Origin of the sequence: Propionivibrio sp. (genome assembly GCF_047602565.1) — a bacterium.
GTDB lineage: Bacteria > Pseudomonadota > Gammaproteobacteria > Burkholderiales > Rhodocyclaceae > Propionivibrio.
The window spans coordinates 1,656,064-1,679,062 of the sequence record NZ_JASGGX010000001.1 but is presented as its reverse complement, the minus strand read 5'-3'; the positions used below and the strand labels follow the sequence as shown (position 1 = coordinate 1,679,062).

The 22,999-nt window shown below is 68.0% G+C and carries 22 protein-coding genes; 12 read left to right on the top strand and 10 right to left on the bottom strand.

The window, feature by feature from the left end; all coding sequences use genetic code 11:
* Positions 1–6 precede the first annotated feature (6 nt).
* Positions 7–1,077, top strand: a complete 1,071-nt coding sequence (locus QM701_RS07745; RefSeq protein WP_415166511.1) for a DUF2157 domain-containing protein — start codon at positions 7–9, stop codon at positions 1,075–1,077.
* Positions 1,074–1,904 carry a DUF4824 family protein gene (locus tag QM701_RS07740; RefSeq protein WP_415166510.1) on the top strand — a complete coding sequence of 277 codons (831 nt, stop codon included), beginning with the start codon at positions 1,074–1,076 and terminating at the stop codon, positions 1,902–1,904. Before QM701_RS07745 ends, QM701_RS07740 begins: the two co-directional genes overlap by 4 nt.
* Here the strand turns inward: QM701_RS07740 and QM701_RS07735 are convergent.
* Positions 1,901–2,551 (bottom strand): TetR family transcriptional regulator, encoded by a 651-nt coding sequence (locus QM701_RS07735; protein ID WP_415166509.1) that lies wholly within the window; start codon positions 2,549–2,551, stop codon positions 1,901–1,903. The genes QM701_RS07740 and QM701_RS07735 overlap by 4 nt on opposite strands.
* A 253-nt stretch (positions 2,552–2,804) precedes the next feature.
* On the opposite strand from QM701_RS07735, the gene QM701_RS07730 reads away from it, so the two are divergent.
* The 3 genes from QM701_RS07730 to QM701_RS07720 are packed head-to-tail and all read left to right on the top strand — an operon-like array spanning position 2,805 to position 8,590.
* Positions 2,805–4,016 carry an efflux RND transporter periplasmic adaptor subunit gene (locus QM701_RS07730; RefSeq protein ID WP_415166508.1) on the top strand — a complete coding sequence of 404 codons (1,212 nt, stop codon included), beginning with the start codon at positions 2,805–2,807 and terminating at the stop codon, positions 4,014–4,016.
* Between the two features lie 10 nt (positions 4,017–4,026).
* On the top strand, positions 4,027–7,194 hold the full coding sequence (locus QM701_RS07725; RefSeq protein WP_415166507.1) for an efflux RND transporter permease subunit: 3,168 nt from the start codon (positions 4,027–4,029) through the stop codon (positions 7,192–7,194).
* Positions 7,187–8,590 (top strand): efflux transporter outer membrane subunit, encoded by a 1,404-nt coding sequence (locus tag QM701_RS07720; protein WP_415166506.1) that lies wholly within the window; start codon positions 7,187–7,189, stop codon positions 8,588–8,590. The genes QM701_RS07725 and QM701_RS07720 overlap by 8 nt, the downstream gene beginning before the upstream one ends.
* 61 nt (positions 8,591–8,651) lie before the next feature.
* Here QM701_RS07720 and QM701_RS07715 read toward each other — a convergent pair whose 3' ends face one another.
* Complete coding sequence (locus tag QM701_RS07715; RefSeq protein WP_415166505.1) at positions 8,652–9,677, bottom strand: DctP family TRAP transporter solute-binding subunit; 1,026 nt, start codon at positions 9,675–9,677, stop codon at positions 8,652–8,654.
* A 582-nt stretch (positions 9,678–10,259) separates the two neighbouring features.
* Here QM701_RS07715 and QM701_RS07710 point away from each other — a divergent pair.
* Genes QM701_RS07710 through QM701_RS07685 form a run of 6 tightly spaced genes read left to right on the top strand, consistent with a single transcriptional unit; the run spans position 10,260 to position 16,454 of the window.
* The gene (locus QM701_RS07710; protein WP_415166504.1) at positions 10,260–11,447 is read left to right on the top strand and encodes a thiolase family protein; all 1,188 of its coding nucleotides are present in this window, start codon (positions 10,260–10,262) and stop codon (positions 11,445–11,447) included.
* 8 nt (positions 11,448–11,455) lie between these two features.
* Positions 11,456–13,069, top strand: a complete 1,614-nt coding sequence (locus QM701_RS07705; RefSeq protein ID WP_415166503.1) for an acyl CoA:acetate/3-ketoacid CoA transferase — start codon at positions 11,456–11,458, stop codon at positions 13,067–13,069.
* Positions 13,066–13,803, top strand: coding sequence for a 3-oxoacyl-ACP reductase FabG (gene fabG / locus QM701_RS07700; protein ID WP_415166502.1), 738 nt, complete (start codon positions 13,066–13,068; stop codon positions 13,801–13,803). Before QM701_RS07705 ends, fabG begins: the two co-directional genes overlap by 4 nt.
* Positions 13,804–13,816: 13 nt before the next feature.
* Entirely contained in the window at positions 13,817–14,416 is a 600-nt protein-coding gene (locus QM701_RS07695; protein ID WP_415166501.1) for a TRAP transporter small permease, read from the top strand.
* 4 nt (positions 14,417–14,420) lie between these two features.
* Positions 14,421–15,701: a TRAP transporter large permease gene (locus tag QM701_RS07690; RefSeq protein ID WP_415166500.1), complete on the top strand. Its 1,281-nt coding sequence runs from the start codon at positions 14,421–14,423 to the stop codon at positions 15,699–15,701.
* 54 nt (positions 15,702–15,755) lie between these two features.
* A complete protein-coding gene (locus QM701_RS07685) occupies positions 15,756–16,454 on the top strand; it encodes a GntR family transcriptional regulator (protein WP_415166499.1) in 699 nt (232 codons plus the stop codon).
* Positions 16,455–16,484: 30 nt separating this feature from the next.
* On the opposite strand, the gene QM701_RS07680 is transcribed toward QM701_RS07685, so the two are convergent.
* The 3 genes from QM701_RS07680 to QM701_RS07670 are packed head-to-tail and all read right to left on the bottom strand — an operon-like array spanning position 16,485 to position 18,465.
* Positions 16,485–17,291, bottom strand: a complete 807-nt coding sequence (locus QM701_RS07680; protein WP_415166498.1) for a peptidoglycan DD-metalloendopeptidase family protein — start codon at positions 17,289–17,291, stop codon at positions 16,485–16,487.
* Positions 17,292–17,326: 35 nt separating this feature from the next.
* Positions 17,327–18,211 carry a neutral zinc metallopeptidase gene (locus QM701_RS07675; RefSeq protein WP_415166497.1) on the bottom strand — a complete coding sequence of 295 codons (885 nt, stop codon included), beginning with the start codon at positions 18,209–18,211 and terminating at the stop codon, positions 17,327–17,329.
* A 44-nt stretch (positions 18,212–18,255) separates the two neighbouring features.
* The gene (locus tag QM701_RS07670) at positions 18,256–18,465 is read right to left on the bottom strand and encodes a hypothetical protein (RefSeq protein WP_415166496.1); all 210 of its coding nucleotides are present in this window, start codon (positions 18,463–18,465) and stop codon (positions 18,256–18,258) included.
* A gap of 165 nt (positions 18,466–18,630) precedes the next feature.
* Here QM701_RS07670 and QM701_RS07665 point away from each other — a divergent pair, with 165 nt between their 5' ends.
* Positions 18,631–19,014, top strand: coding sequence for a nuclear transport factor 2 family protein (locus tag QM701_RS07665; RefSeq protein ID WP_415166495.1), 384 nt, complete (start codon positions 18,631–18,633; stop codon positions 19,012–19,014).
* Between the two features lie 17 nt (positions 19,015–19,031).
* On the opposite strand, the gene QM701_RS07660 is transcribed toward QM701_RS07665, so the two are convergent.
* The 5 genes from QM701_RS07660 to QM701_RS07640 are packed head-to-tail and all read right to left on the bottom strand — an operon-like array spanning position 19,032 to position 22,999.
* Positions 19,032–19,874 (bottom strand): alpha/beta hydrolase, encoded by an 843-nt coding sequence (locus QM701_RS07660; protein ID WP_415166494.1) that lies wholly within the window; start codon positions 19,872–19,874, stop codon positions 19,032–19,034.
* Positions 19,867–20,232, bottom strand: coding sequence for an arsenate reductase (glutaredoxin) (gene arsC / locus QM701_RS07655; protein WP_415166493.1), 366 nt, complete (start codon positions 20,230–20,232; stop codon positions 19,867–19,869). The genes QM701_RS07660 and arsC overlap by 8 nt, the downstream gene beginning before the upstream one ends.
* A gap of 25 nt (positions 20,233–20,257) precedes the next feature.
* Positions 20,258–20,899 (bottom strand): HPP family protein, encoded by a 642-nt coding sequence (locus tag QM701_RS07650; RefSeq protein ID WP_415166492.1) that lies wholly within the window; start codon positions 20,897–20,899, stop codon positions 20,258–20,260.
* 25 nt (positions 20,900–20,924) lie between these two features.
* A complete protein-coding gene (locus tag QM701_RS07645; RefSeq protein WP_415166491.1) occupies positions 20,925–21,776 on the bottom strand; it encodes an acyl-CoA dehydrogenase in 852 nt (283 codons plus the stop codon).
* 20 nt (positions 21,777–21,796) lie between these two features.
* Complete coding sequence (locus tag QM701_RS07640) at positions 21,797–22,999, bottom strand: ABC transporter permease (RefSeq protein WP_415169358.1); 1,203 nt, start codon at positions 22,997–22,999, stop codon at positions 21,797–21,799.

Genomic DNA, 22,999 nt, shown 5'->3' with positions numbered 1-22,999 from the left:
GGCCCCATGAGCCTGACGACACGGGAAGCGGCGCAGCGGCGCGCCGACCAGATCCGGGCGTTCCGAAAGGAGCTGGAGCAGCTGGCCGAGGAGGGCGCGCTGTCCCTGAACGCAGCGCAGCGGCAGGCGCTGGCCGCGCATCACGAGGGCTTGCTGGCGCGCCTCGCGCAATCGTTCGACATCGACGTCGATGTGCGCTCGCGCCAGCTGTCCTGGGGCATGCGCATCGCCTCGCTGCTCGGCGCGCTGGCGCTGGCCGCCAGCGTGTTCTTCCTGTTCCGCCAGTTCTGGGGACTTTTCCCCGAAGAGGCGCAGGCCGGCATCCTGGCCGCTGCGTCGCTGGCGACCTTCGCCGCGACCCTGTTCCTCCGTGCGCGCGACGCCGTCGGCTACTTCACCAAGCTCGCGGCCATGGTGGCCTTCGCCTGTTTCGTGCTCAACGTGGCCATGATCGGCCAGATCTTCAACGTCACGCCGTCCGACCACGCCCTGCTGCCCTGGGCGGTCTACGGCCTGCTGCTGGCCTACCTGTGCGACCTGCGCCTGCTGCTGGTGGCCGGCCTCGCCTGCCTGATCGCCTTCCTGGCGGCGCGGGTCGGGACGTGGAGCGGCGTGTACTGGATTCATTTCGGCGAACGGCCGGAGAATTTCATCCCCGCCGCGCTGGCCCTGTTCGTCCTGCCGCAGTGCTTCCGGCACGAGCGCCGCGAGCAATTCCCGGCGGTCTACCGGCTGATGGGGCTGCTCGCCTTTTTCCTGCCGGTGCTGGTGCTTTCGCACTGGGGGCGCGCCAGTTATCTGGACTGGCCGGCGTCCACCGTCGAACACGGCTATCAGCTCGCCGGCTTCGTCTTCAGCGCCCTGGTCATCTGGCTCGGCCTGAACCGGCAATGGGCGGAGACGGCCAATACGGGCGTCGTTTTCTTCGTGGTCTTTCTCTACACCAAGTTCTACGACTGGTGGTGGGAGCTGCTACCCAAATACCTGTTCTTCCTGATCCTCGGCCTGACGGCGGTGCTCGTCCTGCTGGTGATGAAACGGCTGCGCGGCGGTACGCACGCGGAGAGGGTGCCGTGAAGCCCGGCGTTCCGTTGCAGCTGGCCGCGCTGCTGACCATCGTGCTGACCAATGTCGTCGCACTCGGCGGCGCGTGGTGGAATCGCACGGGCGAGGCGGAGAGCCGGCTGGCGCTGTCGCAGCGCGAGCTGCGCCCGCCCTGGCGGGGCGCGGACCGCGAGAACAGCGGCCTGGCCCTGGCCTTGAACTGGCGGGTCGCGGTGCCGGGTGAACGCGTCGACGGCCGCTGGAGAGGGTCAGAATTCTCCGGCGGCGGTGCGCCCGATTGGCTGGACAAGGCGAAAATGGAGCGCCTCGGCTTCGACGTGTCGAAGGCGTCCGGCGCTTTTCGCCGGAACGACCGCACGCTGGCCCGCGGCGTGCTGCTCGTCCTGGAACTGGACGGCGAGGCGTACCAGCGCTCGCTTGAAGGGGCGCGGCGGCAGCTGGCCGAGGAAGAAGCGGCGCTGGCGGCAATGCCGGACGGCAACGAGAAAAAGGCCCGCCTGAAGAACGCGGCGGACCGGCTTGCCCGCGAGGAAAAGGAGAACAGCCGCCTGTTCGTGGTCGACGCGGGACGCGATCTTGCCGAACTGCGTGCCGGATATCCGGACCGGGCGCGGTACGCCATCGTGCGCGGGCAGGTCCGGCCGTCGTGGAGCGGCGAGCGCGGCGACGGCCCGCTGCGCGGCTACGTGAGTGCGGTCGACATCGCCGGGATCAATGTGCCGTACGCCTTGCGGCCGCTGCTGAGCGAATCGCCGACGCCGTGGAAGTTCACCGCCGGCGTGGCGTTCGGCCGGCGGCTCGAACCGTGGATCGCGCAGCTGCGCGTGGAAGACCGTTAACCGTTCCGATCGGCGGCGCCGTCCGGGCGCCGGGCGCGCAGTCCGGAAAAATAGCCGTCGATGATCTCGGTGCCGGTGTCGACCAGCGGAAACGACGATCGGTCGAGCGTCCAGTTGGCCACCAGTCCATCCACCACGGCCATCAGTCCGATGGCGGCGGTGCGCGGGTCCACCCGCGGCGACAGGCAGCCGAGTTCCCGGGAGGCCCGGAAGGCCGTTTCGCTGATGTCGAGGAAGCAGTTTCCGCGCTCGAAATGCTTGTCGCGGATTTCCACCAGTTCGCCGACGTATTCGCATTTGTGCCAGGAAATCTCGATGATCCGGAAGTAGCGCGGATCGTTGGCCACGCGGTCGAGGAAATGCAGCGCCAGCTCGCGCAGCAGTTCGGCGGGATCGTCGTAGTGGCGCGTGGCCTGCAGTTCCTCCAGCTTGGCTTCCATCAGGCCGAAAATCCGCTGGACCATGGCGTCGAACAGGTCGACCTTGTTGGTGAAATGCCAGTAGACGGCGCCGCGGGTGACGCCCGCCGCGGCCGCGATCTCGGCCAGCGACGTCCGGCTGACGCCGCGTTCCTGGAAAACGATCTCGGCCGCATCCAGAATCGCGCTGCGCGTGGCGAGCGCCTCTTCCTTGGTTTTCCTGACCATGCGACCTCCTTCCTCCCTGGTGTTTCCGGCGAGTGCGCCTGCACTTGCACTTTCAATCGCCTCGCCATCCAACAAGAAACATTTTACAACATATTTCATACATACAAGAATGTATGTCAAAATTTATGTACAATGTTTCTTTCGGTTTCCGTATCCGATCCCCCTTTTTAATGAGATTGAGGCGTCCGTTGCCGTGCATCGCGCAGTCGATGTGACGGCGATGCCCCGTCCGTCACCTGCAAAGGAAACGCCCATGCTTGACAAGTATCGTGCTCCCGTTGCCGCCCTCGTCTTCGCGCTGCTGCTGACTGCCTGCGGGCGGGGCGGGCCGGCGCCGGCGGGCGCCGGCGCCATGCCAGCGGTCTCGGTGGTGACCGTCGAACCGCAGAAGCTGACGCTGTCGACGCAGTTGCCGGGCCGCACGGCGCCGCTGCGCATCGCGGAGATCCGTCCGCAGGTCAATGGGCTGATCCAGCGCCGCCTGTTCACCGAGGGGGCCGAGGTCAAGGCCGGGCAGGTGCTTTACCAGATCGATCCGGCGCCTTTCCAGGCGGCCCTGGACACCGCCCTGGCGGGGTTGGCGCGGGCCGAGGCCAGCCGGCATTCGATCCGGGCGCGGGCCGAGCGCGTCAAGGATCTGCTGGCCGACCGGGCCGTCAGCCAGCAGGATCATGACGATGCCGACGCCGCCTTGAAGCAGGTCGATGCGGAAATCGCCTCCTGGAAGGCGCAGGTCGAGACGGCGCGCATCAATCTCGGCTACACCAAGGTGACGGCGCCGATCTCCGGGCGCATCGGCAAGTCCAGCGTGACCGACGGCGCGCTGGTCACGGCGTTCCAGGCGACGGCGCTGGCGACCATCCAGCAGCTCGATCCGATCTACGTCGACGTGACGCAATCGACCAGCGATTTGCTGCGCCTGCGGCGGCGTTTCGAGTCCGGCCATCTGCAGGCCAACGGGGCGGATCTGAACAAGGTCAAGCTGATCCTGGAGGACGGCACGCCGTATGGGCCGGAAGGCACGCTGCAGTTCCGCGACGTCTCGGTGGAGCCGAGCACGGGTTCGGTGGTGCTGCGCATGGTCTTCCCGAATTCCAAGGGCATTCTTCTGCCCGAGATGTTCGTCCGCGCGGAGATCAGGGAAGGCACTAACGAGCAGGCCATCTGCATACCGCAGCAGAGCGTGCTGCGCAACGCCAAGGGCGAGCCCTACGCGTTCGTCGCCAACGCCGAGGACAAGGTCGAGATGCGCCTGCTGACCCTGGAACGCGAAGTCGGCGACCAGTGGCTGGTCACCAGCGGCGTGAAATCGGGCGACCGGGTCATCGTCGAGGGCGTCCAGTCGCTGCAGATGCTGCGTCCGGGGACGCCGGTCACGGTCAAGCCGGTGCCGTTCGCCCCCGCCGGCGCGGCGGCTCCGGCGGCGGCCGCACCGGCTCCGGCTCCGGCTCCGGCGACGAAGTAAGGAGTCCGCGATGCTATCGAAATACTTCCTGCAGCGGCCGGTGTTCGCCTGGGTCATCGCCATCGCCATGATGGTGGTCGGCATGCTGGCGATCCATAGCCTGTCGATTTCCCAATATCCCCCGATCGCGCCGCCCTCCATCGCGGTCGATGCGTTCTATCCGGGCGCCTCGGCGGAGACCGTGGAAAACACGGTGACGCAGATCATCGAGCAGAAGATGACCGGCCTGGACGACATGATCTACCTGTCGGGCAGCAGTTCGTCCTCCGGCGCGGCGCGCATCGAACTGACCTTCGCGCCGGGCACCGACCCGGACATCGCCTGGTCGAAGGTGCAGAACAAGCTGCAGCTGGCCATGGCCAGCCTGCCCGACGTGGTCCAGCAGCAGGGCGTCAAGGTCAGCAAGTCGACCCGCAACTACCTGATGGTCGTCGGCCTCATTTCCGAGGACGGCAGCATGAACGGCGACGACCTGCGCGACTACGCGCAGTCGAGCCTGGAAAAGATCCTGTCGCGCGTCTCCGGCGTCGGCGAAGTCGAAATTTTCGGGTCGCAATACGCCATGCGCGTGTGGGTCGATCCGGACAAGCTGACCAAGTACAAGCTCACCGTGGACGACGTGATCGCCTCGCTGCGCAGCTACAACGTCGAGGCCTCGGCCGGACAGCTCGGCGGCGCGCCGGCCGTGCCCGGGCAGCGCATGAACGCGGCGATCGTCATCCAGCACTTGCTGCAGACGCCCGAACAGTTCGCCGCCATCCCGCTGCGCACCAGCGCCGACGGTTCGGTGGTGCGTATCAAGGACATCGGCCGCACCGAGCTCGGCACCGAGCGCTACGACGTCATCGCCAACTACAACGGCAAGCCGTCGGCCGCGCTGGCCATCCGCCAGGCGGCGGGCGCCAACGCGCTGCAGACGGCGGACAACGTCAAGAACAAGCTCAACGAAATGGCGGAGTTCTTCCCGCCGGGCATGAAGGTCATCTACCCGTACGACACCACGCCGTTCACCAAGGTGGCGATCAACGAAGTGGTCAAGACGCTGGTCGAGGCGGTGGTGCTGGTCTTCCTGATCATGTGGCTGTTCATGGGCAACATCCGCGCCACGCTGATCCCGACCATCGCCGTGCCGGTGGTGCTGCTCGGCACCTTCGCCGTGCTCGCGCTGTTCGGCTTCTCGATCAACATGCTGACCATGTTCGCCATGGTGCTGGCGATCGGGCTGCTGGTGGACGACGCCATCGTGGTCGTGGAAAACGTCGAGCGGATCATGACCGAGGAGGGCGCGGAGCCGTGGGACGCGACGGCGCGCTCGATGGAACAGATCACCCCGGCGCTGATCGGCATCGGCGTGGTGCTGGCCGCGGTGTTCATGCCGATGGCCTTCTTCGGCGGCTCCACCGGGGTCATTTACCGGCAGTTCTCGATCACCATCGCCGCGGCGATGCTGCTTTCCGTGGTCGTCGCCCTGATCCTCACGCCCGTGCTCTGCGCCTCGCTGCTCAAGCCGGTGCCCAAGGGGCACGAGCCGGCGGAAGCGGCGATCTGGTTCCTGCGCCCGTTCTTCATGTGGTTCGACCGCATGTTCTTCGGCTTCAGGGAGTGGTACGTCAAGGTGGTGGGCGCGGTGCTCGCCCGCCGGCTGCGCTCGGTCGTCGTGTACGTGCTGATCGTGGCCGGGCTGGGCTTCCTGTTCGCGCGCATGTCGACCGCCTACCTGCCGGACGAGGACCAGGGCATCCTGATGATGCAGACCATCCTGCCCTCCGGGTCTTCGCTCGAACAGACGCTCGACGTCGTGGAAAAGGCCCGCGCGGATCTGGAAAAGGAGAAGGACGCGGTCGAGTCGGTCATGGGCGTCTCGGGCATGAGTTTCTCGGGCCAGGGCCAGAACATGGGGCTGGGCTTCGTCAAGCTGCGCGACTGGAAGGAACGGAACTCGCCGGAGCTCAAGGCCAAGGCCGTCGCCGGCCGGGCCATGGGGGCGTTCTCCCAGATCAAGGAAGCGATGGTCTTCGCCTTCCCGCCGCCGGCGGTGGTCGAACTGGGCAACGCCAGCGGTTTCGACTTCCAGCTGCAGGATCGCGGCGGCGTCGGGCACCAGCAGCTGATCGCCGCGCGCAACCAGCTGCTCGGCATGGCGGCGCAGGATCGCCGGCTGGTGCGGGTGCGGCCGAACGGCATGGAGGACACCGCCGAGTATCACGTCGACATCGACTGGGACAAGGCCGGCGCGCTGGGCGTGCCGATCGGCACCATCCACGACACCATCGCGGCGTCGTTCGGCGGCACCTACGTCAACAACTTCATCCAGGCCGGCCGGGTGAAAAAAGTCTACCTGCAGGCCGACGCGCCGTACCGGATGCTGCCCACGGACCTGGAAAAACTCCAGGTGCGCAACACCCAGGGCAAGATGGTGCCGTTCACCGCCTTCGCTTCCTCGAAGTGGGTGCAGGGGGCGCCGAAGCTGGAACGGTACAACGCCTTCCCGTCGGTCAACATCTGGGGTGAACCGGCGCCGGGCTACAGCACCGGCGACGCCATGCAGGCCATGGAGGAAATGGCGGCCAAGCTGCCGCAGGGCATCGGCTTCGAGTGGACGGGGCTGTCCTACCAGGAGCGCATGGCCAGCTCTCAGGCGCCGATCCTGTACGCCTTCTCGTTCTTTGTCATCTTCCTGTGCCTGGCCGCTCTCTATGAAAGCTGGCCGATCCCCATCGCCATCCTGCTCACGCTGCCGCTCGGCGTGATCGGCGGCGTGATCGCCTCCAGCCTGCGTTCGATGCCGAACGACGTATACTTCCAGATCGGCATGTTGACGACGCTCGGCCTGACGACGAAGAATGCGATCCTGATCGTCCAGTTCGCCAAGGCGCAGGTCGAGGCCGGCGTCGGCCTGATCGAGGCGACGCTCGAAGCCGCCAAGCTGCGCCTGCGGCCGATCGTGATGACCTCGCTGGCCTTCGGCTTCGGCGTGCTGCCGCTGGCGCTGGCCAGGGGCGCCGGCGCCGGCGCCCAGACGGCGATCGGCACGGCGGTGCTCGGCGGCATGGTGACCTCGACGGTGCTGGTGATTTTCTTCGCGCCGCTGTTCTACGTGATGATCTACAAGGCCATCAGCCTGCGCAACGGCAACCGGAAAGACACCGCCATGGTGGAAGGAAATGCTCATGAATAAAGTCTCTTTTTCGACGCTGCTCGGTACCGTGCTGGTGCTCGGCGGCTGCACGCTGGCGCCCGAGTACCAGCGGCCCGGGTCTCCGGTGGCCGCGCAATGGCCCGCCGGCGCCGCCTACGTCCAGGACGCCCAGGATGCGCCCCGCGCCGCCGATCTGAAGTGGCACGAGTTCTTTGCCGACGCCGCGTTGCAGAAGATCATCCAGCAGGCGCTCGACAACAACCGCGACCTGCGCCTCGCCGCGCTCAACGTCGAGCGCGCGCAGGGGCTGTACGGCATCCAGCGCGGCGATCTCTTCCCGTCGTTCACGGCGGAAGGCGGCAAGACGCGGCAGCGCCGGTCGGCGGACCTCATCGAGCCGGGACAGCCGCGCACGGTGACGCAGTACAGCGCCGATCTCGGCTTCGCCGCGTGGGAACTCGATTTCTTCGGCCGCATCCGCAGCCTTTCGGACCAGGCGCTGGAGGAATACCTGGCGACCGACGAAGGGCGGCGCAGCACGCAGGTCGCCCTGGTCAGCCAGGTGGCGCGGACCTATTTCGCGCTTGCCGCCGACCGGGAAAACCTGGCGCTGGCCCGTTCCACGCTGGAGAGCCAGCAGGCCGCCTACGGCCTGGTCAAGCGGCGCTTCGACGTCGGCACGGTGTCCGAGCTGGATCTGAAACAGGCGCGCATCCCGGTGGACACGGCGCGCGCCGACGTGGCGCGCTACACGCAGCTGGCCGCGCAGGATCTGAACGCGCTCGTTCTGCTTGCCGGAGCGCCGGTGCCCGAGGCGTTGCTGCCGCCCAACCTGGTCGCCGCCGGCATGCTGAAGGACGTGGCCGCCGGCGTGTCGTCCGAGGTGCTGCTGCTGCGCCCCGACGTCATTGCCGCCGAACATCGCCTCAAGGGCGCCTATGCCTCGATCGGCGCGGCGCGGGCCGCGCTGTTCCCGCGCATCACCCTGACCGGCTCGGTGGGCACCGCGAGCGGCGAGCTGTCGCGCCTGTTCGAGGGCCAGTCGGGAACCTGGCTGTTCGCGCCGCAGTTCTCGCTGCCGATTTTCGACACACGCCTCTGGGCTGCGCTGCGCGTCAGCAAGACGGACCGCGAGATCGCGCTGACGCAATACGAGAAGGCGGTGCAGACGGCGTTCCGCGAAGTGGCCGACGCGCTGGCCGTGCGCGGCACCATCGACGAACAGCTGGCGGCGCAGGAATCCCTGACCGCCACCGTCGGCGACACCTATCGCCTGGCGGAGCGGCGCTACAACAGCGGGATCGACAGTTTCCTGACCGTGCTGGACGCGCAGCGCTCGCACTTCGCCGCGCAACAATCGCTGGTGACGCTGCGCCTCGCCAAGCTCGCCGCCCAGATTCAGCTGTACGCTGCGCTGGGCGGCGGCGCGGAATAACGCCGGCGCGGTCGCCGTCGGTTTCCTGCCGGCCCGTCCTCCGTGCGAGGACGGGCCGGATTCATTTTTGCGCCTTGGCGAGTTCGGACCAGAATTCGCCGAGCAGCTGCGGATCGAAGTCCTTGGAATAGGTATCGATCACCGGTTGCAGGCGTTCGCGCATCCGCTTCTTTTCCGCCGGCGAGACGTCATTGACGGCGAGGCCGCTTCTCGGCGACTTGACGACGGAATCGATCATCTCGCGGTTGATCCTGCGTTCGAACAGCGTCGCTTCGCGGGCCGCGTCGGCCAGGATCTTCTGCTCGTCGGCGTTCAGGCGGTCCCAGGTCTTCTTGCTGAACAGGACGATCAGCGGATCGTAGACCACGTTGGTCAACGAAAGATACTTCTGCACTTCGTTCAGGCGCGCCGTGTGGAAGCTGGGGATGGCGGTCTCCTGGCCGTCGACGGCCTTGACCTCGAGCGCCGTATAGACTTCCGTCCACGCCAGCGGGACGGGGTTGGCGCCCAGGGCCTTGTAGATGTTGACGATGATCGGAATCTGGATGGTCCGCAGCTTCAGGCCCTGGAAGTCTTCGAGCTTGACGATCGGCCGCTTGGTGTTGCTGACGTCCCGGTAGCCATGCTCCCAGAAGGCCAGGCCAACCAGCCCCTGGTTGCCGAGGCGGTCGAGCAGTTTCCTGCCGAAAGGCCCGTCGACCACCCTGTCGGCCTCTTCGGGCGTCGGGAAGATCATCGGCAGGTAGAAAATGCCGAAGTTCTTGTCCATCGGCGAAATCAGCCCGGCGGTGACGAAGGTGCCATCCACCGTGCCGCCCTGCAGCGACGAGATGACCTGCGCATCGCCGCCGAGCGTGGCGCCGGCGTACAGCTTCGGCTTCATCTTGCCGCCGCTCTTCTGGGCGATGATCTCGCCGAAGCGCTGCGCGGCGATGGTGAAGGGATGCTCGCTGGTCTGGGCCGATGCGAAGCGGAAGTTGTGCTCGCGGATTTCGGCGGCGCCCGCGCTTCCGGGCGGAGCAAGAAATGCGGCCAGCACGCCGGCGGCCATCAGGATTCTCGCGGGACTGCAACGCTTCATCTTCATTTGGTATCTCCTATCCTAAGTCTTTGCCTACGAAACGTTCGATCGGCCATCAAGCGGCCGTCCCCCGGTAGGGCGGTGCGTGCGGCGGCGGAGTCCGGTTGTTTTCTTGACTGGCGGAACGACCCTCAGTGCTTGCAGATGCGTTTTCGCGTCATGCCGGATCGATCTATGATATTAAATCTATGATCTGTGATCTCAGTAGTACGCGAAATGAATGTATAGCCCGGAAAGTACGGTGTCAACGTTTTCTTCCGCCGCGGTACGCTTCGTCGCGGCGCCTGAGGTTGGGGCAGTCCCTGTCGCACCGGCCGGTCCAGGCGGCCGTCCTCCGGCCGGCCTGATTCCCCGGTCCGCTGCGCAGGCTGCAAAAAATCCGTTCCCGTCGCTCGTTCCTCCTCGCCGGAGCAGGGGCGGGAACTGACGTGCCAAAAAAATGCGAGGGAAAAGATGCCGGGATGTTGACAAACGGAAGGGCGGTCACTAAATTGCCTTATGTGATCACAGATCAAAGATAAATAATCAAAACAGGACGTGCCCGACGCGGCATGTCCATCGAGTGGAAACATACGGAGACGACTGAAAATGAATGCAAACGAAGTGGTGATCGTCGGCGGCGTGCGCACGGCCGTCGGCGCGATGGGCGGCAGCCTGAGGGAGTTCCACCAGCACGATCTCGGCGGCGCGGTGATCGCGGCAGCGGTGCGCCGCGCCGGCATCGCGCCGGACCGGGTCGACGAGGTCATCGTCGGCAACGTCGGGCAGGTCGCCGAGAGCGGCTTCATCGCCCGCGTGTGCATGCTCAAGGCCGGCTTGCCGCAGGAGACCACGGCCTATTCGGTGAACCGCCAGTGCGGCTCCGGCCTGCAGGCGATCAACTCGGCGGCGCAGGCGATCCGGGCCGGCGAGGCGGAGGTCGTGGTGGCCTGCGGCACCGAGAACATGAGCATGCTGCCGCACTACATCCGCAGGCACCGCTTCGGCAACAAGTTCGGACACGAGACGCTGGAGGACGGCCTGCTGTCGATCCTCACCTGGCCGCTGGGCGGCTATCCGAACGGCGTCACCGCCGAGAACGTGGCCAGCCGCTTCGGCGTCTCGCGCCAGGACCAGGACGAATTCGCGCTGGCCAGCCAGCAGAAGGCGGAAGCGGCGATCAAGGCCGGGCGCTTCGTCGATGAAATCCTGCCGCTGGAAATCCGCCAGGGCAAGGAAACGAAGACCTTCGCCCAGGACGAGCATCCGCGCTTCGGCATCACCCTGGACAACCTCGCGCGCATGAAGCCGGCGTTCAAGGACGGCGGCACGGTGACGGCGGCCAATTCCTCGGGCATCAACGACGGCGCCGCCGCCGTGGTGGTCATGAGCCGGCGCCGCGCCGAAGCGCTCGGCGCCACGCCGCGCCTGCGCGTGGTCAGCCAGGCGGTGGTCGGCAACGACCCGGACATCATGGGCTTCGCGCCGGCGCCGGCAACGCGCAAGGCGGTGGAGAAGGCCGGCCTGTCGCTCGCCGATATCGACCTCTTCGAGATCAACGAGGCCTTCGCCGCGCAGGCGGTGGCCGTGGTGCGCGACCTCGACATCCCGGCCGGGAAGGTCAACGTCAACGGCGGTGCCATTGCGCTCGGCCACCCGGTGGGCGCGAGCGGCGCCATCCTCGCCGTCCGCCTGATGCACGAGCTCGCACGGCGCAGGGCGCGCTACGGGGTGATCGCCATGTGCATCGGCGGCGGGCAGGGCATCGCCACCGTCTTCGAAAACCTGCAGGCATGAGCCCGGCCATGTTGAAGGCGAACGTGGTTTCGGCCGACGCGGCGGCGGCCATGATCGGCGACGGTGCGACGGTGGCGACCGTCGGCATGACCCTGGTCGGCGCGGCGGAGAGCATCCTCACGGCGATCGAGCGGCGCTTCCTCGACGGCGGCTCGCCGCGCGATCTCACCCTGGTGCACGCCTCGGGGCAAAGCGACCGCGTGCGGGGCAACCAGCATTTCGCGCACGAGGGCATGACGCGGCGGGTCATCGGCGGCCATTGGGGGCTCGCGCCGAAATGGATGGAACTGATCACCGGCGACAAGGTGGAGGCCTACAACCTGCCGCAGGGACAGCTCGCCCAGCTTTACCGCTCCATGGCCTGCGGCCTGCCCGGCAAGATGAGCAAGGTCGGGCTGGGCACCTACATCGACCCACGCGTGGAAGGCGGCAAGATGAACGCGCGCACCCGGCCGCTGCCGGATCTCGTCGAGGTGATGCGCTACGGCGGCGAGGACTACCTGTTCTACAAGGCGATCCCGCTGGACGTGGTCATCGTGCGCGGCACCACCGCCGACGAGATGGGCAACGTCACCTGCGAGGAGGAGGCGATGAAGCTCGAAGCGATCGGCGCCGTGCTGGCCGCCAAGCGCTTCGGCGGCAAGGTGCTGGTGCAGGTCAAGCGGCTGGCGCGCACGGGCACGCTGCATCCCAAGGACGTGGTGGTGCCCGGCTACTTCGTCGACGCCGTCGTCGTCTGCGACGACCCGGAGAACGATCATCGCCAGTCGAGCAGCTTCTTCTTCGACCCGTCGCTGTGCGGCGATCTGGTGATCCCGGAGGCGGCGGTCAGGCCGCTGCCGCTGTCCGTGCGCAAGGCGATCGGCCGGCGGGCGATGATGGAGCTGCTGCCGGGCGCGGCGATCAATCTCGGCACCGGCATCCCGAACGACGTGATCGGCGCGATCGCCGCCGAGGAGGGGCTGGCCGACGACATCCTGCTCACCGTCGAATCCGGGCTTTACGGCGGTATTCCCGAGGGCGGCGTCGACTTCGGCATCGCCCGCAACACGCTGGCGCTGCTCGAACACCCGGTGCAGATGGACTTCTACAACGGCATGGGCGTGCCCTTCACCTTCATGGGCGCCGGCGAGATGGACGCCGCGGGCAACGTCAACGCCACCAAGTTCGGCGACCGCTGCACCGGCTGCGGCGGCTTCATCGACATCACCCAGAACGCCGGCCACGTGATCTTCTGCTCGACGTTCACCGCGCGCGGGCTGGAAGTCGATTTCTCCGGCGACCGCCTGACGATCGTCAGGGAAGGCTCGGAGCGCAAGCTGGTCGCCCGGGTGGCGCAGGTCTCGTTCAACGGCGAGATCGCCCGCCGCAAGGGGCAGAAGGTGCACTTCGTCACCGAGCGCGCGGTCTTCGAACTGCGCCCCGAGGGGCCGGTGCTCATCGAGATCGCGCCCGGCGTCGACCTCGAACGCGACGTCCTGTCGCAGATGGAATTCCGGCCGGCCATCTCGCCCGCGCTGAAGACCATCGATCCGGCGATTTACCGCGAGGGCCGTTTCGGCCTGCGCGAGAGATTGTTCGCCAACCATCGAAAAACATTCGCACAAGGAGATCAGGCATGAGACTGAAGGACAAGGCAGCCATCGTCACCGGCGCCGGGCGCGGACTTGGCAAGGGCATCGCGCTGAAGCTGGCGGCCGAAGGGGCGCGGGTCGTGGTGGCCGACCTCGTGGAGGAGAACGCGGCGGCGGTGGCGGCGGAGATCGCGGCGGCCGGAGGCGCCGCCGTGCCGGCCAGGGCGAACGTCGCCCGCCGGGACGAAGTCGAGGCGCTGTTCGCCGCGGCGGTCGCGGCCTTCGGCGGTGTCGACATCCTGGTCAACAACGCCGGCATCAACCGCGACGGGCAGCTCTACAAGATGAGCGACGAGGACTGGGAGCAGGTCATCGCCGTCAACCTGACCGGCACCTTCTACTGCACGCGGCTGGCGGCCCGGCTCATGCGCGAGAAGGAGTACGGCCGCATCGTCAACATCGCCTCGATGAGCTGGCTCGGCAACTTCGGGCAGGCCAACTACGCCGCCGCCAAGGCCGGCGTCGTCGGGCTGACCAAGACGGCGGCGCGCGAACTGGCCAGGAAGGGCGTCACCTGCAACGCCGTCTGTCCGGGCTTCATCGACACCGACATGACGCGCGGCGTGCCACCCAAGGTGTGGGACATCATGGTCGGCAAGATCGCCGCCGGCCGCGCCGGGTCCGCCGAGGACATCGGCAACGTCGTCGCCTTCCTGGCCTCCGACGAGGCGGCCTACGTCACCGGCGAGGTGATCAACGTCAGCGGCGGCATGGTGCTGTAGCAGGGGCGCCCGCATGAACCCGCTCATCGACGCCTATTTCCGGGCACTGAAGTTCCTGGTGGTCTTCATGATCAGCACCATGGTCGTCCTGATCCTCGGCAACGTCATCCTGCGCTACGGGTTCAATTCCGGCATCGCGGTGTCGGAAGAACTCTCGCGCTGGGCCTTCGTCTGGCTCACCTACACCGGTGCCATCATCGCCATGCGCGAAAACACCCACCTCGGCATGGACACGGTCGTGTCCCGGCTGCCGGCGGCGGGGAAGCGCTTCTGCTACATATTGAGCCACCTGCTGATGCTCTTCTGCGTGGCGCTGTTCGGCATCGGCAGCTGGGAGCAGGCGGCCATCAACCTCCATGCCCAGGCGTCCGCCTCCAGCCTCTCGATCGGGCTGTTCTTCTACGGCGCCGGCGTGTTCTTCAGCCTGCCCGCCGCCGCGCTCCTGCTCAGGAACCTGTACCTGGCGCTGGCCGGCCGGCTGCGGGACGCCGAGCTGATCAGCGTCAAGGAGTCGGAGGAGGAGCTCGACGAGCACGCCATCGCCGGGCTGCGGCACGCCATGGAACGCGAAACCACCCGGCTTGCGGCAGGCGGCAAGCCCCACCAGGACTGAGGCCATGACCGTCGCCATCTTTCTCTTCTCCCTCTGCGGCGCCATGGCGCTCGGCATGCCCATCGCCTTCGCGCTGATCGTCTGCGGCGTCGCGCTGATGCTGCACATGGATATGTTCGAGACGCAGGTCGTCGCGCAGAACCTGATCCACGGCGCCGACAGCTTCCAGTTGATGGCCATCCCGTTCTTCATGCTCGCCGGGACCATCATGAACGCCGGCGGCATGTCCCGGCGCATCATCGGCGTGGCCATGGCGCTGGTCGGCCACATCCGCGGCGGCCTGGGCTACGTGGCCATCGTCGCCTCGTGCATCCTGGCCTCGCTGTCGGGCTCGGCGGCGGCGGACGCGGCGGCCATGTCGGCGCTGCTGTTCCCGATGATGATCAAGTCCGGCTACGACCCGGCCAAGTCGGCCGGCCTGATCGCCTCGGGCAGCATCATCGGGCCGATGGTGCCGCCGTCGGCCAATCTGATCCTGTTCGGCGTCACCGCGAGCCTGTCGATCACCAAGCTGTTCATGGCCGCCATCGTCCCCGGCCTGCTGATCGCCCTCGGCATCACCGTCGCATGGTGGTGGATGGCCCGGGACATGGAACTGGAGATGCCGCCGAAAGCCTCCGCCGCCGAAGTCCTCCGGGCTTTGCGCGACGGCGCCTGGGCGCTGGTCATGCCCGGCATCCTGGTGTTCGGGCTCAAGTTCGGCGTCTTCACGCCGATGGAGGCGGGTGTCGTCTGCGCCGCCTACGCGCTTTTCGTTTCCATGTTCGTCTACAGGGATCTCAAGGTCGCGCAGATCTACGGCGTCCTCGCGCAGGCCGGCCAGACGGCGGCGATCGTGATGTTCCTGGTGGCCTCCGCGCTGGTTTCCGCCTGGCTGATCACCATCGCCGACATTCCGCAGCAGGTGGTCGAGATGCTGCGCCCGTTCATGGGCAACAAGATCCTGCTGATGGTCATCGTGAACCTCCTGGTCGTGGCGATCGGCACGGCGATGGACATGACCCCGACCATCCTGATCCTGACGCCGGTGCTCGTGCCGGTGATGGTCTCGGCCGGCATCGATCCGATCTACTTCGGCGTCGTCTTCGTCATCAACAACGCGATCGGGCTGGTCACGCCGCCGGTCGGGACGACGCTCAACGTCGTCTGCGGCGTCACCCAGGTCAAGATGGATCGCGTGATCGTCGGCGTCTGGCCGTTCATGCTCGCGCAACTGGTGGTGATGGCGCTGCTCATCGTTTTCCCGGATCTCGTGCTGGTGCCGATGCGCTTCCTGACGGGCTGATTCCGAAGTCTGGTATAGTGATCACAGATATTTGGATAGTTCGCGCCTTTCCCCATGCCCATTTCCGACTTGATGAAGCCCTTGCGGCGCCAGACCCTGAGCACCGACGTTTACCAGCAGCTCAAGGACCTGCTGATCAGCGGCCGGGTGATGCCCGGCGAGCCGATCTCGCTGCGCGCCACGGCCGAGGCCTTCGGCGTCAGCGTGATGCCGGTGCGCGAGGCCATGCAGCGCCTGGTCGCCGAGCAGGCCCTGGAAGTGGGGCCGAGCCGGACGATCCGCGTGCCGTCGATGACGGTCAGCCAGTTCCGCGAGATCACCCGCATCCGGATCAACCTCGAAGGGCTGGCGACCGAAACGGCGGCGCAGCTGATCACCGAGGAGGCGACGCGCCGGATCGCCAAGATCGACGCCGACTTCACGAAGGAGATGACGCGCAACCAGCCGGACGGCTCGCGCCTGATCAACCTGAACAAGGAACTGCACTTCGCCGTCTATCAGGCCGCGGAAATGCCGATGCTGCTGCAGCTGATCGAGGCGCTGTGGCTGCGCATCGGCCCGATCCTCAATTACGACCTGCGCGTCGGCGTCGGACGGCTGAACAACCGGGCCGCGATCGACAGCCATTCGCTGCTGGTGGACGCCCTGGGCCGCCGCGACGGCGCGGCCGCGAAGAAGGCCATCAAGACCGACATCGAGAGCGCGGCCGCATTCATCGTCTCGGCGGGCGTGCTGGTGACGCCCGACGCCTGACCGCCTCCGCCGCGCACCGGCCCGCGCGGATCAACGCCGCGGCACGAACAGTTCCGGATCGACCATCGCGCCATTGAGCACGACGCTCCAGTGCAGGTGCGGGCCGCTGGCGCGGCCGGTCATGCCGGAGCGGCCGAGCGGCTGGCCCTGCGCGACGGCCTCGCCGGCCGCCACGTCGATGCGGTCGAGGTGGCAGTACATGCTGAGCAGCCCGTTGCCGTGGTCGACGAAGACCGTCTTGCCGTTGAAGAAGTAGTCGTCGACGGCGAGTACGCGGCCGTCCGCCGCGGCCTTGACCGGCGTGCCGCGCGGGACGGCGATGTCGAGGCCGCTGTGCGGCGCGCGCGGTTCGCCGTTGAAGAAGCGGCGCAGGCCGAAGCGGCTGGCGAGGCGGCCGTCGGCCGGGAGGATGAAGTCGGCCTGCGGGCCGCTGCCCGGCCGCCAGTATTTCTTGAGCGCCTGGATACGCTCGATCTCGGCCAGCGCCCGCCGTTCGTCGTCGGGCGACAGAATGACCTGACGGTCGTTTTTGAGCCGGATGCGCTGTTCGGCGTAGCGTTTGTCGCGGACTTCGAATGGCAGTTCGCGCGTCTCTCCGCTGATGCTGACTTTCAGCGCGAGCGTTCCCGGCGAGGCATCGAGCGGGATGCCGACGACGGCGATCCAGCGGCCGTTTTCCCGAGCGACCCAGACCGGCCGTTGATCCAGCCACGCTTGCGGCGGGTCGGGGCTTTCGAGGACCGTGCCGAGCGGCAGCAGCGCGACGCCGCCGGGAACGTTCGCGGCCAGCGGCAGCGCCCAGGCTGAGAGGGCGGAAAGCAGGAGGAGAACCGGCACGGCGGCGATGCGCCGCCACCGCCGGCGGCTGCCGATCAAAGCGAGGCGGCCTTGAAGGTGTCGCACTGGCGCAGGTCGCCCGAGTCCAGTCCGCGCTTGAACCAGCGCATGCGCTGTTCGGAGGTGCCGTGGGTGAACGACTCCGGCACGATGCGGCCCTGCGTCTGCTGCTGCAGGCGGTCGTCGCCGATGGCGGAGGCGGCGGTCAGCGCCTGTTCGATCTCGCCCGGTTCGATGATGCCCTTGGCCGCGTCGGCGCGGTGGCCCCACACGCCGGCGAAGCAGTCGGCCTGCAGTTCCAGGCGCACCGACAGGGCGTTGGCGCGGGCCTGGCCGGCGCCCTGCTGCGCCTGGCGCACCTTGTCCGAGATGCCGAGCAGGTTCTGCACGTGGTGGCCGACCTCGTGGGCGATCACGTAGGCCTGGGCGAATTCGCCGGGCGCGTGGAAGCGTTCCTTGAGGTCGCGGTAGAAGGAAAGGTCGATGTACACCTTCTGGTCGGCCGGGCAGTAGAACGGCCCCATCGCCGACTGGCCGGTGCCGCACGCGGTGGGCGTGGCACCGGAGAAGAGCACCAGCTTGGGATCGCGGTAGCGGGCGTTGTTCTCGCTGAAGATCTGGCTCCAGGTTTCCTCGGTGCTGCCGAGCACCTTGCCGACGAAGCGGGCCATCTCGTCATCGGCCGGCGGCTTGCGCGCGGGCGCCTGGGTCTGCGTCGGCGCGACGTCGCCGCCGGAAAGCATGCCGAGCACGAGCATCGGGTCGATGCCGAGGAAATAGCTGGCGGCGAAGGCCACGGCGATGGTGCCGATGCCGATGCCGCCGCGCCCGATGCCGAAGCCGCCCCGGCCGCCGCCGCCGTATCCCTCGCCGCGCCGGTCTTCGACGTTGCCGCTTTCGTCCTGGTCATCGAGTCGCATATGTTTCCTTCCTTGAACGATTCGCCGGTCGCGGCGCGCGGCGCTCAGTCATCGGTCCGCGAGGCCGGCCGCGTTTCGCCCGCACGCGCCTCGCGCGCCTTCTTCTGTTCCAGCCGCGTGTTCTTGCCGGCATCGAAGAACACGTAGCGCCCATACAGCTCGCAGCCCTTCATGCCCGGATCGCAGGGCAGGTTCCTGACCTTGCTGCAATGGCCGTCCAGTTCGTGCGGGCAGCTCCATCCTCCACCGGTCATCGCGTTTCGCCTCGTCACATTCCGAAAATTCCGATTGTCCGCGCGCGCCGCCCGCGGTTCAAGAGGACGCGCCGCGGGGCTCCGGTTGAATTATCGCCGGCCGCCGCTGTCCATCGCGCGGGCCCGGCGCGGACCGGGACCGCCATTTCAGAAAGACCGCTTCCCATGAAAGAACCTCGACAGCTTCTGAAGGACTGGATGGACGCCGTGAATTCCGGCGATCTCGTGGGCCTGCTGGCGCTTTACGACGAGTGCGCCGTGGTCATCCCGACCTTCTCCAACCGCCTGCTCGGGCGGCCGGAAACCATCCGCGACTATTTCACCCGGCTGTGCGGCCGGGAAGAACTGAGCATCGCGCTGCACGAGAAGACGCTCGACGTGCAGCGCATCACCGAGAGCATCCACGCCATGACCGGCATCTACTGCTGGCGCTTCGCGGTCGACGGCGAACTGCTCAGCTTCGAGGCGCGCTTCAGCTACCTGCTCGACCTTTCCCGCCCGAGGCCGATCCTGCAGCATCATTCGTCGCAGATTCCGCGCATGCTCTGAGCCCCGGCCGGGTCGGCTCACTCCGCGCCCGGCTTGAGAATCCAGCGGGCGATGAGCTCCACCGCCTGCTCCTCCATGCCGATGAAGCCGTGGTAGTGCAGCGCCTGGCAGGGGTTGCCGCTGGCGCCCGAGCCGCCGCTGACCATCAGCGTCTGGTGGATCGGGGCGTTCTTCAGCTGTCCCTCGATCTGCCGGGCGGCGGCCGGCTGACAGATCCGGCAGGCGTCGTCGACGTGGTGGATGATCAGCGTCGGCACGCGGATCTTGTCCAGGGCCTGCCTCGGCACGGTGCCGGGGATGCGGTCGGCGGTGACCGACGAGCTGAGCACGATGCCGGCCACCAGCGCCTCCGTGTCGTGGATCGCCGCGGCAGCGGCCGAAATGGTGCCCATGCTGGTGCCCACCAGCCACAGCGGCTGCGGCATATCCTCCTTGAGCTGGCGGAAAACGGCCGCGTTGTCGGCGGCATGGGCGTCGCCGGCGCGCACTTCACCCTGGCCGAGATCGATGCCGTCGGACGGCCGCCCGACCATGGCCACATTGAACGGGTAGCGCGCCCACAGCTTGCCGGTACGGATCAGGAAGTTGTCCGACGCCGGCCAGCCGTCCTCGCCGATCTTGCCATAGCCGCCGGCGCCGCCCGCGAACAGCACCACCGTGGCCTGCGCGTCGGCGCGGCGGACGAGGTACACCGGCACCGTGACGCCGTCGCGCGTGGCGATGCGCTGGACCTTGCCGGCTTCCGCCGCCGCGTCCTGCGCGGCCGCCGGGCCGAGGGGCAGGGCCAGCGCCAGACACGGCAGCAGCACGGCGCCGGCGCGGCGGGCGCGTGCAGTCCACCCGGCTCCGACCCTAGTCATCGAGCAGTTCCAGCACTTTTTCCGGCGGCCGGCCGACCACGGCGCGGTCGCCGCGCACGACGATCGGGCGTTCGATCAGGATCGGGTGGGCGACCAGCGCGTCGAGCCACTGTTCCTCGCTCAGCGTCTTGCCGGCGTAGTTTTCCTTGAACACGTCCTCGCCGCGGCGCACCAGTTCGGAGGGCCGCATGCCGAGCTTCTTCAGCACGGCTTGCAGTTCCTCGCGGCTCGGCGGGGTTTTCAGGTATTCGACGACGCGCGCCGCGACGCCCTGGCCGGCGACGATCTCGCAGGCCGAACGGCTCTTCGAGCAGCGGGCGTTGTGGTAGATGACGACGTCTTCCTCGTTGCGGGCCATGATGCCTCCATGAAAGTTGAACGGACTACCGCCACATGCTCAGCGGCGGGTCCCTGACCACGGCGTTGAGGATGTCGCTGCGCGAGACGAAGCCGGCCAGCGCGCCGCCGTCGTCGACGATCGGCACGCCGTCGACGTTGCGTTCGAGCATGACGCGGGCGATGCGCCGGATGTCGGTGAGCGGATGGGCCGCCACCACCGGCGTGGTCATCACGTCGGCCACCCGCTTCTGCAGCACGTCGCGCACCTGCCCGTCCTCGACATTGAGCGTGGTCAGAAGGTTCCGCTCGCTGACGATGCCGACCAGCCGCCGGCCGGCGTCGAGCACCGGCGCCTGGTGGATCTGGTGCCCGACCAGCACGTGCCAGGCGCGCGCCACGTCGTCGTCGGCGCCGACGGTGATCACGCGCGGCTGCATGATCTGTTCGGCGTGGTACAGCGGGCCGCGTTCGAGATTTTCCGGCAGCATGGACTGGTAGGCCTCGACGGCCTGCCGCGCGGGGGTGGTCTGGGCGGCGGGCGCGGCGCCGCCCTCGGCGGACTCGATCCGTTCCTCGACGGCGCGCACGGCCGCGGCCGGCCCGCGCCGCGTGACGGGCGGCAGGCGGCCGAGCGCTTCGAGCGTGCCGGTGAAGAGCGGGCCGCTGAGGCCGTAGAGCGAGAACATGGCGCGGGACCGGTCGGCTGCGCGGTCAGGGCACCAGCCGCGCCTCGGCTTCCATCGAGCGCACGCCGCTGCCCAGGGTCGCGGCCAGCGCCACGCGGTCGCCGTCGATCGTCGCGCCCAGGGTGATCGTCTCGCCGAGCAGGGCGGGCGCCAGGCCGCGGTAGTTGAACTCGCGCACGCGGCGGCCGCTGGCGTCCTCGGCGAAGCCGGCGAGCAGCGTGGCGTTGAGCGGGCCGTGGATGACCAGGTCGGCGTAGCCCTCGACGTGGCGGCAGTAGTCCAGGTCGTAGTGGATGCGGTGGCCGTTGAAGGTCAGCGCCGAGTAGCGGAACAGGGTCGTCGAGGTCGGCGTGAACGTCTTGGTGAACGGCGCCGCGGCGGCGGGCTGCGCGTCGGCGGCCGCCGGCGGGCGGCCGGCGGACTTGTACACGATGTCGTGCTCCTCGCGGATCAGCGGCTCGCCGGCGAGCGACCGGATTTCGTGCAGCACGGTGACGAACACCAGATCGCCCGAGCGGCCGACCTTGTGGTCGACCTTGAGGATGCTGGAGACCTTTTTCACGCGCGCGCCGATCGGCACGGGCGCCAGGAAGGCGACGCGGCCGCCGGCCCACATGCGGTTGGGCAGCGGCACCGGCGGCAGGAAGCCGCCGCGCGCCGGGTGCCCGTCGCGCCCGAGTTCGCCCGGCGGCAGGCCTTCGAGGAAATAGAGCCAGTGCCACAGCGGCGGCAGCGGCGCGCCGTCGGCGATGCGCGCCGGGTCGGGCAGGTCGATCGTCGCCGCCATCAGGCGGGCGTGGCGCGGGGCGATGACGTCCTCGTTGACGTGCGTCCGGCCGATCCAGGTGCGGAGATGCTCGATGTCGATCCGGCTCATGGCGGTCCTCCTCGGAACGCCTATTCTGCCCGCAAGGCCTCCACCGGGTCCAGCCGCGCCGCGCGCCGGGCCGGCAGCACGCCGGCGGCGAGGCCGATGGCCAGGGAGATCAGCAAGGCGGCGGCGACGAAGGCCAGCGGCGTGTGCACCGGCAGGGCCGGCACCAGCAGGTGGATCAGCTGCGCCAGGCCGAAACCGAGGACCAGTCCGGCGACGCCGCCGAGCGCGGAGAGCGCCACCGCCTCGCCGAGGAACAGCCCGAGGATCGTGCGCCGCGGCGCGCCGAGCGCGACCAGCAGGCCGATCTCGCCGGTGCGCTCGGTGACGGCGATGGTCATGATGGTGACGATGCCGACGCCGCCGACCAGCAGCGAGATGCTGCCCAGCGCGCCGACGGCCATGGTCAGGATGTCGAGGATGTTGGACAGGGTGCGCAGCATGTCCTCCTGCGTGGTGAGGGTGAAGTCCTCGCGGCCGTGGCGCGCCTTGAGCAGCGTCCTGGCCGGCTCGGCGACGCGCGCCGCCGGGATGCCTTCCCGGTACGCCAGGACGATGGTCATCAGCCCGTCGCGGTTGAACATCTCGAGCGCCCGCGCGGTCGGCACGTAGGCCAGCTCGTCGAGGTCGACGCCGAGGAACTGGCCCTTCGGTTCGAGCACGCCGATCACCCGGAACTGGTAGTTGCTGATCGTCACCCGCGCGCCGAGCGGGTTCTCGGCGCCGAACAGCTCGCTCTTCAGCTTGGCGCCAAGGACCACGAAGGGGCGCGCGTTCTCCGCCTCGTCCTTGGGGAAGAACTGGCCGGTGGCGAGTTTGATCTGGTACATGCGCGGCATGTCGGCGCTCTCGCCGTAAACCGAGGTGCGGCGCACGCGCCCGTTGCCGCGCACCTCGGCGTTGCCCCACACCACGGCGGTCATGCCGGTGACGTGCGGCAGGCGTTCGAGCGCGCGCGCATCGTCGAGCGTCAACGGGCGCACCGAGGTCGGGATGCCGGTGGGACTGGGGCCGGAGGTCTTCACCTTGCCCGGTTCGATCATCAGCAGATTGGTGCCGAACTGGGTGAATTCGGAGAGCACGAAGCGGTGGATGCCTTCGCCGATCGAGGTGAGCAGGATCACCGCCGCGATGCCGACGGCGATGCCGAGCAGCGTCAGGAAGCTGCGCAGCCGGTGCGCGACGATGGCGCTCAGGGCGAGGTGGAGGGAATCGGCCGGGCGGAT